Annotated in this window: 13 protein-coding genes; 1 reads left to right on the top strand and 12 read right to left on the bottom strand. The window is 60.5% G+C overall.

Annotation, left to right across the window (positions count from 1 at the left end):
• Positions 1 to 46: 46 nt before the first annotated feature.
• The 12 genes from IM739_RS13015 to IM739_RS12960 form a co-directional block, all read right to left on the bottom strand.
• Positions 47 to 1,546, bottom strand: coding sequence for a tripartite tricarboxylate transporter permease (locus IM739_RS13015; protein ID WP_237368147.1), 1,500 nt, complete (start codon positions 1,544 to 1,546; stop codon positions 47 to 49).
• A gap of 10 nt (positions 1,547 to 1,556) precedes the next feature.
• Entirely contained in the window at positions 1,557 to 2,015 is a 459-nt protein-coding gene (locus IM739_RS13010; RefSeq protein WP_237368146.1) for a tripartite tricarboxylate transporter TctB family protein, read from the bottom strand.
• Positions 2,015 to 4,417 (bottom strand): molybdopterin-dependent oxidoreductase, encoded by a 2,403-nt coding sequence (locus IM739_RS13005; RefSeq protein ID WP_237368145.1) that lies wholly within the window; start codon positions 4,415 to 4,417, stop codon positions 2,015 to 2,017. Before IM739_RS13005 ends, IM739_RS13010 begins: the two co-directional genes overlap by 1 nt.
• 1 nt (position 4,418) lies before the next feature.
• A complete protein-coding gene (locus IM739_RS13000) occupies positions 4,419 to 5,390 on the bottom strand; it encodes a Bug family tripartite tricarboxylate transporter substrate binding protein (RefSeq protein WP_237368144.1) in 972 nt (323 codons plus the stop codon).
• Positions 5,391 to 5,468: 78 nt separating this feature from the next.
• A complete protein-coding gene (locus IM739_RS12995; RefSeq protein WP_237368143.1) occupies positions 5,469 to 6,248 on the bottom strand; it encodes an SDR family oxidoreductase in 780 nt (259 codons plus the stop codon).
• Positions 6,249 to 6,257: 9 nt separating this feature from the next.
• The gene (locus IM739_RS12990) at positions 6,258 to 7,205 is read right to left on the bottom strand and encodes a 4-hydroxy-tetrahydrodipicolinate synthase family protein (RefSeq protein ID WP_237368142.1); all 948 of its coding nucleotides are present in this window, start codon (positions 7,203 to 7,205) and stop codon (positions 6,258 to 6,260) included.
• A gap of 163 nt (positions 7,206 to 7,368) precedes the next feature.
• Complete coding sequence (locus IM739_RS12985; RefSeq protein WP_237368141.1) at positions 7,369 to 8,061, bottom strand: TetR/AcrR family transcriptional regulator; 693 nt, start codon at positions 8,059 to 8,061, stop codon at positions 7,369 to 7,371.
• Positions 8,062 to 8,794: 733 nt separating this feature from the next.
• Positions 8,795 to 9,673, bottom strand: a complete 879-nt coding sequence (locus IM739_RS12980; protein ID WP_237368140.1) for a MurR/RpiR family transcriptional regulator — start codon at positions 9,671 to 9,673, stop codon at positions 8,795 to 8,797.
• 136 nt (positions 9,674 to 9,809) lie between these two features.
• Complete coding sequence (locus IM739_RS12975) at positions 9,810 to 10,766, bottom strand: ABC transporter substrate-binding protein (RefSeq protein ID WP_237368139.1); 957 nt, start codon at positions 10,764 to 10,766, stop codon at positions 9,810 to 9,812.
• 6 nt (positions 10,767 to 10,772) lie between these two features.
• Positions 10,773 to 11,807 carry a FecCD family ABC transporter permease gene (locus IM739_RS12970; RefSeq protein ID WP_237368138.1) on the bottom strand — a complete coding sequence of 345 codons (1,035 nt, stop codon included), beginning with the start codon at positions 11,805 to 11,807 and terminating at the stop codon, positions 10,773 to 10,775.
• Positions 11,804 to 12,805, bottom strand: a complete 1,002-nt coding sequence (locus IM739_RS12965) for a FecCD family ABC transporter permease (protein ID WP_237368137.1) — start codon at positions 12,803 to 12,805, stop codon at positions 11,804 to 11,806. Before IM739_RS12965 ends, IM739_RS12970 begins: the two co-directional genes overlap by 4 nt.
• 8 nt (positions 12,806 to 12,813) lie before the next feature.
• Positions 12,814 to 13,641, bottom strand: coding sequence for an ABC transporter ATP-binding protein (locus tag IM739_RS12960; RefSeq protein WP_237368136.1), 828 nt, complete (start codon positions 13,639 to 13,641; stop codon positions 12,814 to 12,816).
• A 259-nt stretch (positions 13,642 to 13,900) separates the two neighbouring features.
• Between IM739_RS12960 and IM739_RS12955 the strand changes: the two genes are divergently transcribed.
• Complete coding sequence (locus IM739_RS12955) at positions 13,901 to 16,036, top strand: TonB-dependent siderophore receptor (RefSeq protein WP_237368135.1); 2,136 nt, start codon at positions 13,901 to 13,903, stop codon at positions 16,034 to 16,036.
• The last annotated feature ends 65 nt before the right edge of the window (positions 16,037 to 16,101 follow it).

The following is a 16,101-nucleotide window of genomic DNA, read 5'->3' as shown; positions in this document are numbered from 1 at the left end:
TTTTCTCTGGGATAAGGCTTCGTTGGCTTGCGCGGGGAGGCGAATGTCATTCCTGGAACGCCTCTTCACGGACACGGCTGATCTTGGGAAGCGCAACGATCACCAGCGCGATCACCGCGAAAGCCAGCAACATGGCCGAGATGGGCCGATCGACGAAGATCACCGGATTGCCACGCGACAGGAACATCGCGCGACGGAAGTTTTCCTCCATCATCGGTCCGAGCAACAGTCCCATGATCAGCGGCGCGGCATCGCAATCGAGCTTTGCGAAAATGTAGCCACCGAGGCCGAACAGGCCGAGAAGCCAAAGGTCGAACACGGAATTGCCGAGCGAGAATGCACCGATCGAGCAGAACACCATGATCGCCGGATAGAGATAGCGGAAGGGCAGGGTGAGCAGCCGCGTCCAGATGCCGATCAGCGGCAGGTTGAGCACCAGCAGCATGACATTGCCGACCCACATCGAGACGATGACGCCCCAGAATATGTCGGGATGATCGGAGATCAGCGTCGGGCCGGGGGCGATGCCCTGCATGATAAGCGCGCCGAACATCAGCGCCATCACCGCATTGGCGGGCAGTCCCAGCGTCAGGAGCGGCACGAACGACGTCTGTGCACCGGCATTGTTGGCGCTTTCCGGCGATGCGACGCCTTCGATCGCGCCGCCGCCAAAGCCTTCCGGCGGATTGCTGACGCGCTTCTCGACAGCATAGGCTGCGAAAGCGGCCAGCAATGCGCCACCGCCGGGAAGCAGGCCCAGCAGCGACCCGATGCCGGTTCCGCGCAGGATCGGCCAGATCATCCGCTTGAGGTCGTCTTTCGAGGGGATCATGGAAAAGAACGGCGCGCTGATGGCCGTCCGGCTTTCCGGATTCTCGAGGTCCTTGATCAGTTCACCGATGCCGAACAGGCCCATGGCCACGACCACGAAATTTACACCGCTTGAGAGATCTTCGAAACCGAGCGTGAAGCGCGGGATCGCCGTCTGCACGTCCTGGCCGATGAGACCGATCAGAATGCCCACCAATACCATCGCCAGTGCCTTGGGCAGCGAGCCCCGCGATAGGACGACGGAGGCGATGAGGCCGAGGATCATCAGCGAGAAATATTCGGCCGGACCGAACAGCAATCCGATTTCCGCCAGCGACGGCGCAAACAGCGCGAGCAGAAGCGTTGCGGCCGTTCCTGCAAAGAACGAGCCTATGGCCGCCGTCGAAAGTGCTATGCCCGCCCGCCCGTTGCGGGCCATCTTGTAGCCGTCGATGGCCGTGACGACGGAGGATGCCTCGCCCGGAAGATTGAGCAGGATGGCGGTTGTCGAGCCGCCGTATTGCGCACCGTAATAGATGCCGGCCATCATGATCAGCGACGTCACCGGCTCGAGACCTATGGTGAACGGCAACAGGATCGCCATCGTGGCTGCGGGTCCGAGACCCGGCAGCACGCCGACGAGCGTGCCGAGCAGCACGCCGGCGAAACACCACATCAGGTTGATCGGCATGGTGGCCTGATCCAGGCCGAGCAGCAGCGAGTTCAAAGTTTCCATGGGATGTCTCCTACTGTCCGAACCAGGGACCGATCATCGCAACCGGCATTCCCAGTCCCTGGATGAAGGCCAGACTGCAGGCGGCGCCAAGAACCACCCCGTAAATGGCCATTCTCACCGGCTGGAACGGCCGCGATGCGAGCGCTGCGATGAAGCTGCAGCACAGCACGGCGGGCAGCAGGCCGCCGCCGCGGATCACCAGTCCGAAGACGACAATCGAGGCGATGATCACGAGCAGTTTCTGCGCCTGGAAACCCAGCGGGGCCGCAACCCGGGTCTGGCGCTTGCCGGTGACGAAGACGAGGATGCCCATGGCGACGAGGCTTGCGGCAACCAGTGCCGGAAAGGCGCCTGGGCCAATCTTGCGCCACGTTCCGTAGGGCAGGTCGAAACTGCCAATCAGAAAGCAGGCGCCAATCAGCACAAAGAATAATCCGGCAATCATGTCGGCGTTCAATCGGGATGACATCAGCGCTCCTTGTCTGTTTTGCGTTCAAGCCGCGGATCGGCGACGAAATCGGGCGGGCGATAGGCATGCGATACAGGTATGACGCCCGCAAAGCCGGTGATTTCCACCAGGCATGAATTCGGACTGGGCCCCTGGGCCAGACGCGAGGTGCCGTGATCGGGTGTCAGGACGTTTGGATTGCCGTTGATCTCGAGCGAACCGGGGCAGGCCGGATCCGATGGGTCGAACCAGGCGCCGGTCGACATCTGTACCACACCCGGCCGAACGGCATCCGTAATCGACGCGATGGCGAGGCATTCGCCGCGGGGGCTGGTGATCTTGACCGTATCACCATCGACGATGCTGCGCGCGGCTGCATCCTGCGGGTGGAGACGTACGGGCTGGTGGCGTTCCCGCTTGGTGCGGCGCGACGGCTTGGCATGATCCCATTGACTGTGGAGCTTGTCATGCGGCTGGCATGACAGCAGGTGCAGCGGAAAAATCGAGGCGGCTTCTGCACCCAGCCATTCCCTGGGTTCGATCCAGGCCGGATGACCCGGGCAGTCGTCGTAACCGAAGCTTTCGATCACGCTGGAGCCGATCTCGATCCGTCCGGAAGGCGTATTCAGGGGATTTGCCGAGGGATCGGCCCGGAAGGCTGCCAGGAACGGGAGATCGGCGCGTTTGCCCGCGATCTCGATCAGGCCGATGTCACGGAACTCGTCGAAATCGGGCATCTCGATGCCGATCTGGGCGGCACCTGTGCGGGTCTCCGTGTAAAGCCGCCGCAGCCACTGATCCTCGTCCAGTCCCTCGGTGAATGCCTGATCGGTACCGAACCGTTTTGCCAGCTCGCGCAAGATGTGGTGGTCGGTCAGGACGTCCTGCGGGGCAGGAAAGAGGCCGGATGAATAGCCGATGAAGCTGTCCCGTCCGCTGGCGGCGATGTCGTCGCGTTCCAGATATGTTGCGGCGGGCAGGACGATGTCGGCATGTTTGGCATGGGCGTTCCACCAGTGTTCATGCGCGATGATGGTGTCCGGGCGCTGCCAGGCCTGTGTCAGACGGTTGAGGTCCTGATGATGATGAAACGGGTTGCCGCCGGCCCAATAGACGAGCTTGATGTCCGGATACGTGCAGGTGCGGCCGTTGTATTCGTAGCTGCCACCGGGTGACAGCAGCATGTCGGCGATGCGGGCAACGGGGATGACGCCTGAGACGGCATTGCGGCCCTGCGGCAGCGCCGGCCAGCGGGTGGCCGGCGCCGATTGTCCGATCCCGGCAACAGATGCGTAGCCGAAGCCAAAACCGCCACCGGGCAGGCCGATCGTTCCCAGCAGCGAGGCAAGCGCAACCGTTGCCCAATAAGGTTGTTCGCCATGATCGGCACGCTGCAGCGACCATGACATCATGATCAGCGTCCGTTGCGCGGCCATGGCGCGGGCGAGGTCGGTTATGACCTCCGCATTGAGGCCGGTGATCGCGGATGCCCAGGCGGCGTTCTTGGCTATGCCGTCGCTAGTACCACTACCATTGCCGAGCAGATAGTCGCGGAACTGGTCAAAGCCCGCCGTATAACGCACGACGAAGTCGGCGTCGTAGAGGTCCTCGACGATCAGCGTATGGGCGAGCGCAAGGATAAGCGCGGCGTCCGTACCGGGCCGAAGCGCCAGCCATTCGGCATCGAGTTCGGTGGCCACGTCATCCTTGACCGGGCCGATATTGACGAAGTTTGCGCCCGCTGCACGACATGCCCGCAGTCCGTCGCGGGTTTCATGGCGCGAGACGCCGCCGGCATTGACCTGCGCATTGCGCAGGGGCGTGCCGCCGAACATCACGATCAGTTCGCTATGGCCGACGATCTGGCTCCACGGCGTATGACCGGAAATCATGCCGTCCGTGGTGCCGATCACATGGGGCAGGATGACTTCACCGGCTGCATAGCTGTAGGTCTGCACGGAGCGATAGGAGCCGCCGACCGTGTTGAAAAATCGCTTTAGCTGGCTTTGCGCGTGATGGAAGCGGCCGGCGCTGGACCAGCCGTATGAACCGGAAAAGATCGCTTCAGGCCCGTATGTGTCCCTTACGCGGCGGATTTCGGCGGCGACCAGATCCAGTGCTTCCTGCCAGGAGACCTCGACGAAGGGTTCGGCGCCGCGTCTCGATGTGCCCGAGCCCGGTCCGGGCCCGTTTTCAAGATAGGACCTGCGCACAGCAGGCCTGACGATCCTGCAGGGGGCAAGTCTGTCGGCGAGAAGCTCCGTTCCGAATTGCGCGGGATCGGGGTCGGCGGGGTGAGGCTTGAGAGCATCTGCCTGGGTGTCGTGGCTGTAAAATCCCCAATGCGCCGCAACGTGCCGCTGGTCGGTTGAAGGCTCCGAACATTTCTTGTTGTTGTGAGAGATGTCCGGAGCCTCAGTCATGTCAGTCTACCTTGATGCCGGCCACGTCGATGATTTCGCGGTAGCGCTTCGTCTCGTCGGCGACGAACGCCTTCAGGTCGGCACCGTTCTTGTAGGCGGGTTCGAAGCCGAACACACCCAGCTTGTCCTTGAATTCGGCAGAGGTCGCAACCTGCTCGACCGCCTGGTTGAGGAAGGCCAGAGCTGCGGGATCCATGTCCTTCGGTCCCCAGATCGCATACCAGGAGAGCATTTCGAGCGGTGCCATGCCACTTTCTTCGACGGTCGGTACGTCGGGCGCCAGGGCGGAGCGCTTGAGGCTGGTGATGGCGAGTGCCTTGAGGCGGCCCGCCTTTACATGCGGGAGCGCAGACAGGACCGGGTCAGCCATGAGCTGCACCTGGCCGCCGATCATATCGGTCAGTGCCGGGCTTGCGCCCTTGTAGGCCACGACTTCCGTATCGATGCCGGTCTGGTGCTTCAGCACTTCGACGGTCAGATGCCCGGCGGAGCCGTAACCCGATGTGGCGAAATTGAAGTCGTCGGGATTTGCCTTAACCTCGGCGAAAAACTCCTTGAGGGTATTGGCCTTGACCGAAGGATTGGTCATGACCAGCAGCGGGCCGGCGGCGACTTCGCCGATATGGGTGAAATCGTTCATGACGTCGAAGGCGACATTCTTGTTGAGTAGCGGCGTGACCACGTGGATCGACGCATTGAACAGCAATGTGTAGCCGTCAGCCGTCGCCTTGACGACTTCCGACGAACCGACGACGCCACCGGCTCCGCCGGCGCGATTGTCGACCACGAAGGTCTTGCCGGTCTTTTCGGCCAGGCCGCTCGCCAGAACGCGGGCGATGCCATCGACAGCGCCGCCCGGCGGATAGGGAACGACGATCGTGACCGGACGGGATGGGAAGTCATCGGCCATGGCGATGGCGGAAGACATCAGCGTCATCGACAGGGCAAGCAGTGTTGATCCAATACTTCTCATGCTGTGTTCCTTCAGGTTGGGGTCGCGATTTGTTGATGCAATCGATCAGTCTCGGCCATCATTCGGCGGGCGTCGGCCTTAGAACGTTCCTGGATACTGGCCACCGTCGATCAGCAGGTTCTGGGCGGTGACGAATCCGGCATTGGCCGAGCACAGGAAGGCGATATAGGCGCCGACCTCCGCAGGTTCTCCGTACCGTCCGGCAGGGTTCTGTGCCGCCCGCTGCTTCCAGATGTCCTCGAACGGGCGACCGCTCTCTTCGGCCAGAACGCGCACGTGTTCGCGTTGTCCGTCCGAGGCGATGATGCCGGGCAGCACATTGTTGATCGTGACATTTTTCGAGATCGTCTGGCGGGCAAGGCCGGCGACGAAACCGACCAGTCCGGAGCGGGCGGCGTTCGACATGCCGAGTTCCGGCTGGGCGATCTTCACGCTGCGCGAAACGATGTTGACGACGCGGCCGAAACCGCGATCCATCATGCCATCCACAGTCAGGCGCATCATGTCGATCGGCGTCAGCATCATCCGGTCGACGCCGCGCAACCAGTCTTCGCGGCTCCAGTTGCGATAGTCGCCGGGAAGCTCGCCGTCGGCATTGTTGATGAGAATGTCGGGAGAGGGGCAGGCCTCCAGTGCCGTCTTGCGCCCCTCCGCCGTGGTGACGTCACCGATGACGGTCGTGACCGAGGCACCGGTCAGGTTGCGGATCTCGGTCGCCGTTGCCTCGAGTGTCGAGGGCGTGCGCGCCATGATGGTCAGTTCGACCTGTTCGTGCGCCAGAGCGAGAGCCGCCGCCTTGCCCATGCCACGGCTTGCGCCGGTGACGAGTGCCTGTTTGCCGCAAATACCGAGATCCATCGTGCTACCTCAGGCTGCCAGCGAGGAAGCTGGCTTGACAGTCCAGCCATATTTGGTGTCGAGGCCAAGTTCCTGAACGATGCGGATGCCCCGCGCCAGGGCTTCGCCTTCGAGCCCGGTCAGGGGACGACGCAACTCGCCGGCCGGCAGGCCGACGGCCTTCATCAGCGATTTGACGGCGACCGGGTTGATGGCCGAGTAGTTGTAGTGAAGCAGCGGCAGCAGGTTGAGGTAGTTGGAGCGGAAGCCTTCAGCCTCTTCGTAGCTGGTCCACGGACGCGACATCACGGCGACTTCCGCAGGTGCAAGATTGCCACTCATATTGGCCGTGCCATGGCCGCCAAGGCTCATGGTCGGTACGACGAGGCCGAGGTTCGGGCTGTCGCAGCACATGACCGAGACGTCGGGACGGGCGGCGAGAACCTGTGCGACCTGGCCGACGCGTGCGGTCGACTCCTTGTGGATGACATAGTTGGGATGCTTGAAGATCCGCAGCAGATGATCCCAATGCAGGTCGCTCTTGACCCGCGGCGGGTTGTTGTAGAGGCCGAGCGGCAGGTCCGTCGCATCGGCGATCTCAAGGAAATATCCTTCGATATCGGCTTCCGGCGCGCAGATGTAGGCGGGGGCCGCAAGGATGGCACCATCAGCGCCATTTGCCTGGGCGAACTTGACATTTTCAATGGTCACGTCGGTGTTGTTGCCGGTGCAGCCGAAAAAGATCGGCATCTTTGCCGACTTCATCTTCGATGTCTCGACGATGATCTTCTTCTTTTCTTCGGCGGACAGCATGGAGACTTCGCCGGTCGACCCCATGATCAGAACTGCAGAGGTGCCGTTCGTTTCATGGAATTCCAGCAGTTCGCGGAATGCGCCGAAATCGACTGCGCCGGATTTGTCAAAAGGCGTGATCAGCGCGACGAAGGACCCGGTTATTTTCGGCAGGGCTGCGGACATCGGAAAGCTCCATGATGTTAAACACTGTTTAAAACATAGTTTAAGACCATGCGCTGTCAACGACTAAGGAAAGTCATTTTGCTCAATACGTAAGCGACATTTGCTCAATTTTCTCGCATCGGAGAAACATTCTACCTTGCCGCCATTTTTCCGTGGAATGCGCTTATCGGACGGCAGGCGCCAGAAATCCGGCAGTGACGAATGCCTTAAGCTGGGCGATGATCTGCTCATCGTCATCGGTGTCGCACAGGCCACCCGACAGGTGCTTGAGGCGGTTCGATGCCTGGTCGGAATCGATCAGCACCTGCATCACCGCACCGATGGCAAAATTGTAGCGCCAGAAGATATCCTTGCGCTCCAGCTGTTCCGGCGCAACCTTCTCGAATGCGTCGATGAAGCGGAAAACCGCGGGATCGACCCTCCGTATGAAGAAGCGCGTCGTGAATTCGCGGGGGCGAGAGCGGATCTGCAGGATCAGTCGCGTCAACGGCCGGGCACCGGTCGAATCGCGGCTTAACTGCACCATCGGCCGGATCAGTGCCTCGATGACATCACTCAGCGACGGCGTGCCGGGTCTAGCTGCGGTCTCGCAGGCTTCGAGCGCGGCAATGCGCGCATGTGTATAGGGCTCCATCATCAGATTGAGCACTTCGCTGATCAATTCGTCCTTCGAGCCGAAGTAATAGTTGACGGCTGCGACGTTGACGTCGGCACGCAATGTTATCTCCCGGACGGTCGCCAGGTCGAAACCCTGTTCGATAAAGACCTCGCGTGCGGCCGCAATGATCCGGTCGCGCGGGTCCTCTGTCCGTTCATCAGGTGCAGTCTCTGCTGCCGAAGTTGTTTTTCTTGCCATAACGTCTGACGTATTTGTGATTCTCAAAAGGGTGCGAAAGCCGGGCGCCTGGGGCGAGCTCGCTGTCAAACATGCCTGTTACGGAAATAGACTACAACACGCAAACACGCAGTTGGAATGAAAGCTGACTCCCGTCGGAATTTAGCGACAAGCATCAACCCTAAAACCGGAGCTGTTAAAACATCGCAAAAGCAGGATCATAGCCAGGGAAGCCTGCCGGGCGAGACCGCTTCCGCCTGAAGTTCACATAACTTGGAGTGACGTCAGTTTCGTACACTTTAGATGGCGGATGCCACCACTTGGCCAACTCATATTCTCGATTTTTCGGGTCGTTAGCTGACCTGATGTCGATGTGGTGCCGGTTCAGATCTCGTCAAGGCGACCAATTTTGCAAGTCTCCGTGCAGTCAGCCGCCCCGCAACCAAGGCTCCCTGATCGCCTAGTGCCAATTGTCTGCCCTTCTGTCTGACCATTCGACTATAGTGAACTGATCGCGGCGCTGACGGATAGTCGGTCGTTGATGACACCGTTTGCGAAGGAGGCGACCAAGCCTGATCGGGTCCGTCGGCTAGCTGGAACTCATCAAAAGTAAGTCAGCCCCAACATTCCGTGCCGAATGCCGGTTCCCGGCATCTAGGCCGAAGTCAGCCAGTAATTCCACTTGTCCTGGTTTGCAGATTTCCCGAGCCGGCTCTTTGTTCGAATTCTGTAACGGATCTTGCGCCTGATGAATTTACCTTCCACTCGGGCGTATCAGCGCCCTCAGGTCTATGAGACGTTCCAACGAGGCGATTGTCGTTTCCGGCTCCACCATGGAATAGATGACGTGCAGCAGCTCTAACGCAACCAGAGACGGTGCGTGCAGAGCGATCCGCTCAGATTTAGTGCGTGGCAGCAGCAGAACTTCCCGGGCATGCGCGCGAAGAGGCGTGTCGGCCTTGCCGAGGATCATCACGATGGGAATGTCCAACTTCTGAGCTTCGCTGATGGTCGCCATGGCCTCGCGGTGCGACCGCCCGTGCAGAAGCATGATGAGCAAATGACCCGGCCGCAGGACGAGTAGCTGCTCGGCAAGAGCAATGCCCGTGGCATTGAGGACATGGCTTGGCATGCCTGAGCGTCCAAAGAGCCGCGCACCGTATTCTGCGATGATTCCGGAGGCGCCGATGCCGAATGTTGTAATCGCCTTCGCCTCTTTGAAGAGAGCTGCGATCCCGCCAAGCGAGAGTCGGTTCTCTGCTGAGGACAAGTGCTCCACGGTCGAAGCTATCGATTGAAGTGCAAAGTCCAGCGCTTGATCGACCTCACCGTTTACGTCCCTAAGGGTCGAGGCCATCTTCTCGATCGGTGAGTCCGTCTCGCCGAGCCAGGCCTCCAGCACGTCCTTGAGTTCTCGCATGCCGCTGAAGCCCAGCGACTGGATCGCGCGGATCACCGTGGCGTCAGAAGCACCGACCGCGAACCCGATCTCCAAAGCCGATAGCCCCAGCGCTTGGTGACGATTGGTGTCGATGAACTCCAGCACTTTCAAAAGTGCCGGTGAAAGTTGGTGCCGTCGTCTGGCGAGTTGCTCGCCCAATCGATCTTTAAGTCTGTTCGGTTTCTTGTGCATTGGTTTCACGGTTCACGTCATTGCGCACGGCGCAGGTTGATGTCGATGGAGTGTGAAGCTGCCTTCCGCTCTGCAACGCTGATGGTCTACAAGCCAGTCAGCCACACATATCAATTCTGTCTGCTGCGGATAGATGTCATGGGTCCGACGCCGTTGTTGCGGCCGGGTGGGGCGCAAAGGTCGTCTGCACTGTGGCAACCATGCGCGAGAGGGCCGCATACGAGTTCGAGATGGCCTCTTCGCGTGGGATCAGGACATATCTGCCGTTACGGCAGGCTTTCAGAAAGCGACAGAAGCCCGGAATCATCTTTTCCATCGCTGCTATTTCTGCCTTGGCACCCGCCTTGCGATCGGACCTGTAGGGGTCGAAAATTACGTCGGCATCGAGTTCCGGCAGGCGCTCGGCACTGACCACAATGCTCTGACCTTCCGGAACCTCGTCCAGCAGGTTCGGGAATCGAAAACCGGCATCGCGCAGGACCTGCCCGATAGCGCGGTAGCTGTGATAGACATTCAGCTTGCCACGAAGCGGCTGGAAGACGGACACGGTCTGCATGTCGGTTCGCACCTCGGACTTGAGCAACGCGATCTGTGCCAGATATCGGCTTTCAAGCCGAAGCCTTTCGGGCTCCCTTCCGGTGGCTTGAGCGAGCAGCCGGTAGACGTGTGGTGCTCCGAGGTCTGAGTTGATGACGAGCGTCGGCGCCAATTGTTCGAGTTTGTCTACCGGGGTGGGACGAGAGACTTCCGTCACGATCAGATCCGGCTTCAAGGCCGCGACCCGTTCCAGATCGATTTCAGCCGCACCGAGAAAGATGATGTCGCTGTTGTCGAAATCCACGCCCGTCAGCAGCCTCGAAGAGCGCAGGTAAGGTTTGCCGTTACCTTGGATCCGTCCATGGCTGGCAATGGGCAGGATACCGAGTTCGATCAAGGGGATCGTCACGTCGATGTCGTAGTCTGACACGATGCGGATCGCCGGGCGATCCAGCGCCACGTTGCGGCCGATGTCATCCACGATGCGGATCGGTTCGGCAGTCACGGGGAAGAACGCACCTAGAAGTATGGCCAGGGACAGCAGGAGTGGCTTCATGGCGGATTATATCCTGTTTCTACGCAGCCAGAGCAAGAGCACGAGCAAAGGGGCGCCGATCATCGCAAGAGTGACGCCAACGGGCAGACGGATCGGAGCAAACAACCCAGCGCCAAGCAAATCGGCTGCCAGCACCAGGAGCCCGCCGATCAGGGTGGAGGATATCAAATGCCCCCTCAACCCCTGCCTTGGCAGGAGCCTGGTCAGATGAGGCGCAATCAGGCCGACGAAGCCGAGCCCGCCCGCAACCGATACCGCCCCTGCAACCAGCAGGACCGTCGCGATCAGGCACGTCGCCCGCACGCCCTTGATGTTCACACCGAGTGTCGATGCCTTTGCCGCCCCCATGTCCGCCAATTCCGCGTGGCGCGCCAAGGAGAGGATGATGGCCGCCAAGCATGCAAGGATGGCCGATGCGAGATAGACGGAGGGCCAGTTGGCACCCTCTAAGCTGCCTGCAAGCCAGATCATCGCCCGTTGCAAGCTGCGGATATCCGCGGCGGTGAGCAGGACGACCAGCATGGAGGAAAGGCACCAGGAACATCCGACGCCGATCATGATGAACTTCAACGGCGACGCACCGCGTGCGAGAAATGCTACGGAAAGGCCTGCGGCCAGCCCACCGGCCAGTCCAACGATTGGTCTAAGCGCAAGCGGGGCTTCAGGCCAGGTCAGGAGCAGGGCGACGATGCACAGGGACGCACCGGCCTTCACGCCGATCAGGCCAGGATCGGCAAGCCCGTTGCGAGTGACATGCTGTGTGACGGCGCCGGCTAGGGCCAGCATGCCGCCGCATGTCGCGGCGAGCAGAATGCGCGGAGCCCGAAGAATTTCGAGCACGGTCGTTTCAGTCCACCCGACATCTCGTTGCAAAAGCCAGTCGGTTATGACCGCCGGGCTGACGTTTAGGCTGCCAGATCCGAGGGCGAACCCGACGAGGAGCGAGAGCAGGAGTGCTAGCACCCCATTCGTCAACAGGGAGCGATGGACTAGGCGCAGGGAAAACCTGTTGACCCGCAAGACGACCTGGCCGTCGCTCATGGCAGTTTCCTCGCCACGAGCCAGATGAAAACCGGAGCGCCCGCCAGACCGGTCAGTGCCCCTGTCGGCAGTTCGACAGGGGCGAGAAGCATGACCGCCAGCAGATCGGCGGCCAGCAGCAATGCGGCCCCGGACAATGCGGATAGAAGAAGCGCCACGGTCGATGGACGGGAATGAAGCCCCGGCCAGAACGCCGGTGCGATCAGGCCGACGAAGCCGATCGGACCGACGAGTGAGACTGCCGAACCGGACAGCAGAGCTGTGACCAGAAGGGCTGCGATCCGCGTGCGCCGGATGGTTGCCCCAAGTGAAGAGGCTATCGTCTCGCCAAGGGCAAAGGCCGCCAGCGATGGCATCAGGAGAATGCCGAAGAGCAGGCCGAGCAGGATGATGAGGGAGGTCGTCGCCAGGGCCGCATAGCCTACGCCGGCGGTATCCCCGACCAACCAAAAGCGAAGTTCATCGAGAGTGTCCTCGTTGAGGATCAGTACGGCCGACACGATGGCATTGGCAAGAGCAGAGATGGCAATCCCGTAGAAGATCATCTTGTCTGGATCGAACCGGTCTCGGCCTGCTGTGGAGAGGAGGAGAATAAGGCCGAAGAGCGCGCCGGCGCCGAGACTGGCGGTAAACGGCATCAGCAAAGGCGAGGGGGCCAGGAAAGGGTAGCTGCTCGACAGCACGACGGCAAGACTGGCGCCAGCATTGAGGCCGAGGATCTGAGGCTCGCCGAGACGATTGCGCATAGCGGTTTGCAACAGGAAACCCGAAGCGCCGAGTGCCGCGCCAGCAATGATGGCGGCCAGGATTCGTGGCAGCCGCAGGAACACGATGACGAACTGATCGAAGCTACGCGTGGCCGGGTCCTGAAAAGTGGCGAAATAGGAATGCAGCGGAATGCTGCGTGGACCCTGAATGAGATGGAGCCCGGCCAGTATCGCGATGACCAGCGCGGTGAGGCACAGGAAACGCCTGTCGCGCCGGTGGGTACGCAGCATGCGGAAATTCACGTGGCTTCTCTCTGCACTGTCGGTGAAAAGGGCAGGAAGACCGGTAGACCCGTCTGCGGGTGGCGTATGGCGACGGCCTGCAGATCGAAGACATCACGGACAATTTCGTCCGTGCAGTCTGACGGTTCAGCCAGAACATGCCTGATCGAGCCTTCCTTGAGGAAGATCAGCCTGTCGGCATATTGCAGCGCCATGTTGAGATCGTGAAGAACGCAAATGACGGTGCGGCCATGATGGCGGACCAGATCCCGCAACAGGTCGAGGATCGCAACCTGATGGGAGATGTCCAAGAACGTCGTCGGTTCGTCGAGCAGCAAGAGAGGCGTTTCCTGTGCGAGCACCATGGCAATCCACGCCCGCTGGCGCTGGCCGCCGGACAAGGTTTCCACCGGTCGCTGTTGAAGATCGGCGATGCCCGTCAGCGCGATTGCTTTGGCAACTGCGCTTTCGTCCTCACTGCTCCAGTGCCGCAAGAACCCCTGATGCGGAAAACGCCCTCGTGCGACCAGATCGAAAACCGTAATGCCTTCCGGAACTGGCGGTTGCTGTGGCAACATTCCGAGCTTGCGCGCCATCTGCCGTGGTTTCAGTCGGCCTATGTCGTGGCCGTCGATCACCACGCGTCCGGTGCGTGCTGGCAGAATCCGCGCTAGCGCCGCCAGGAGTGTCGACTTCCCCGATCCGTTCGGCCCGATAAGCGCTGTCATGAAGCCTTCTTCCACGCCCAGTCGAATGCCCCGTATGGCATTGTCGCGGCCGTAGCCTGCAGCAAGATCATGCGCAGCAATACCCTGTTGCAGGTTGAATTCGACACTATCGATCATAAGGACGTGTGCTCGTATTTCGGATCGCGCCTTGTCCGCATATATGAATGTAGTAGTCAAGATTTTCTGGGCAAAAAAGTCGATTTACGAGGGTCGAGATTGACGTGACGCTGCCTTTCAAGGGCCAAGCTGTCCCGAATGCGCCGCTTGGATGCCACTCCAGATGCCATTCCAGCCCTGTCTTTCCTTGGTTATATCTTGACTACTACATTCCACTATTGAATCAGGCGGGTTCCTCAACCCTTGCTGCGAAACCGTCATGAAACCAGATTCTCTATCCGCACTTTGCCTCACCCTCTCTGTCGCCGTTTCGGCACAACTCCCCGCCCGTCCGGCTCTGTCCCAGGATGAGGTCAGCACCGAGCTTGGTGTAATCGTCGTGGATGGTGATGGCCAGAAAGCCAAGAGCTACAAGACCTCGCGCAATTCGACCGCTACACGCAGTGATACGCCCGTGACCAAGATCCCCCAGTCCATCACGACGGTCACGCCCCAGGCCCTGAAGGACAAGTCGGCGAGCACGCTCGACGACGCTCTGTCTGACGTCAGCGGCATCACCCAGGGCAATACGATTGCCGGCGCCAATGATGCGATCATGCGCCGCGGCTTCGGAGAAAGTCGCGATGGTTCGATCCTCACCGACGGCTTGAACACCGCCCTGCCGCACAGCTTCAATTCCACGACCGACTATGTTGAGGTCCTCAAAGGTCCCGCATCGACGCTCTACGGCGTGCTTGATCCCGGCGGCATGGTCAATGTCGTGACGAAGAAGCCGGAAGACACCTTTTCCGCCGAGGCGTGGACGAAGTTCTACGCCTATGGCGCTGGGCGCTACTCCGAGAAGGCCGGCTTCGACATCACTGGTCCTGCTGGTGACAGCGGCTTTTCCTACCGCTTGATCGCGGAAGGCGAAAAGGGCGACTACTGGCGCAATTTCGGCGACAAGAAGAACTGGTTGATCGCCCCCTCGCTCAAATGGGAGCGTGAAGGCACCGAAGTAGATGTGTCCTATACCCACAACGATTACCTGACGCCCTATGACCGCGGCACCGTCTACAGCGCGACGACCGGCACGTTCCTCGATATCAGCGCGCGCCAGCGACTGGACGAGGCATGGTCCGAAGTCGATGGTTCCTCCGACCTGTTCAAGGCTTCCGTAAGGCACGAACTCGGCGGCAATTGGGTGGCGAGCCTCAACTACGCCTACAGCAAGGACAGCTTCACCGCCGACCAGACGCGTGCCACCGCCTACAACGCGACGACCGGCATCCTTACCCGCCGCTCCGACGTGCGCGGGTACTACGATACGACGGTCCATTCGCTCAGGTCCGATCTGACTGGCAGCGAGGACCTGTTCGGCTTCGACAACGAATTCCTCTTCGGCGCGGCGCTTCGCAAGGAAGACATCGCCCGCGCTGCTCTACAGACCTGCAATGCGAACAACCGCCTCAACGTCAACAACCCCGTCTATGGCGCGATTTCGCCGTGCACCTACAATGCGGCGACCGCCACCGAAGAATACCAGCACATGTTGACCCAATCGGTCTATGCCCAGGACCGCGTGCATCTGACCGACCAGCTGATCGCCGTCGCCGGCCTGCGTCTCGAGCATTACGACGTCACTGCCGGCAGCGGCGCAACAGAAAACACCGATACTGCCGGCAATGCCCTGATCCCCAATGCGGGTCTGGTCTGGGAAGTGCACCCGGATGCCTCTCTCTACACCAATGTCGCGCGTACATTCCGGCCGAACAGCTCGATCAACAGTGCCTATGGCACTCTCGATCCCGAAGAAGGCATCTCCTACGAGATCGGTTCCAAGCTCGACGTCACCGACTGGCTGAGCGGCACGCTTGCCGTCTTCTATGCGGAGAAGAAGAACGTCGCCTATTCCGAAACGGTTGGCGGCACTACTGTCTATCGCACCGCCGGCCTCGTCCGCTCCAAAGGCGTCGAGCTTGATCTGGCGGGCCAGCTGACTGACGAATTGCAGGTGATCGGAAGCTATGGTCTGACCGACGCCGTCGTGGTCGAAGACCCGAGCTATGCCGGCAACGATCTCGCCAACGTCGCCCGCCACACGGCATCGCTACGCATCGCCTATGATTATGGCGACGTCTTCGACGGCGCCGGATCATTGCGCTTCGGCGGCGCCATCAAGGGCGTCGGCCGCCGCGCCGGCGATGCCGATAACAGCTTTGATCTGCCGGGCTACGGCGTCGTTGATCTCTTCGCGAGCTACACCATCGAACGCGAGCATCCGATCGAGATTCAGCTCAACCTCAACAACATCTTCGACAAGACCTATTACACATCGTCAATCGGAAGTTCGGCTTATGGTATATCGGTCGGCCAGGCATTCAATGCCGCTCTTTCCATCGGCATGAAATTCTAAAGGCTCTCCGCAGGTTGTCAGAGGTCTCTCTCGGATTCGTCAAAGGAGCCCGAGAGAGGCGTTCT

Source organism: Rhizobium sp. SL42, from assembly GCF_021729845.1.
In the GTDB taxonomy this organism is placed as follows: domain Bacteria; phylum Pseudomonadota; class Alphaproteobacteria; order Rhizobiales; family Rhizobiaceae; genus Allorhizobium.
This window is presented reverse-complemented; position numbering and strand designations above follow the sequence as displayed.

Bases quoted from the DNA above. Each gene is read 5' to 3' on its own strand.
- IM739_RS13015 (WP_237368147.1), bottom strand. From the start codon at position 1,546: ATGGAAACTTTGAACTCGCTGCTGCTCGGCCTGGATCAGGCCACCATG.
- IM739_RS13010 (WP_237368146.1), bottom strand. From the start codon at position 2,015: ATGTCATCCCGATTGAACGCCGACATGATTGCCGGATTATTCTTTGTG.
- IM739_RS13005 (WP_237368145.1), bottom strand. From the start codon at position 4,417: ATGACTGAGGCTCCGGACATCTCTCACAACAACAAGAAATGTTCGGAG.
- IM739_RS13000 (WP_237368144.1), bottom strand. From the start codon at position 5,390: ATGAGAAGTATTGGATCAACACTGCTTGCCCTGTCGATGACGCTGATG.
- IM739_RS12995 (WP_237368143.1), bottom strand. From the start codon at position 6,248: ATGGATCTCGGTATTTGCGGCAAACAGGCACTCGTCACCGGCGCAAGC.
- IM739_RS12990 (WP_237368142.1), bottom strand. From the start codon at position 7,205: ATGTCCGCAGCCCTGCCGAAAATAACCGGGTCCTTCGTCGCGCTGATC.
- IM739_RS12985 (WP_237368141.1), bottom strand. From the start codon at position 8,061: ATGGCAAGAAAAACAACTTCGGCAGCAGAGACTGCACCTGATGAACGG.
- IM739_RS12980 (WP_237368140.1), bottom strand. From the start codon at position 9,673: ATGCACAAGAAACCGAACAGACTTAAAGATCGATTGGGCGAGCAACTC.
- IM739_RS12975 (WP_237368139.1), bottom strand. From the start codon at position 10,766: ATGAAGCCACTCCTGCTGTCCCTGGCCATACTTCTAGGTGCGTTCTTC.
- IM739_RS12970 (WP_237368138.1), bottom strand. From the start codon at position 11,807: ATGAGCGACGGCCAGGTCGTCTTGCGGGTCAACAGGTTTTCCCTGCGC.
- IM739_RS12965 (WP_237368137.1), bottom strand. From the start codon at position 12,805: ATGCTGCGTACCCACCGGCGCGACAGGCGTTTCCTGTGCCTCACCGCG.
- IM739_RS12960 (WP_237368136.1), bottom strand. From the start codon at position 13,641: ATGATCGATAGTGTCGAATTCAACCTGCAACAGGGTATTGCTGCGCAT.
- IM739_RS12955 (WP_237368135.1), top strand. From the start codon at position 13,901: ATGAAACCAGATTCTCTATCCGCACTTTGCCTCACCCTCTCTGTCGCC.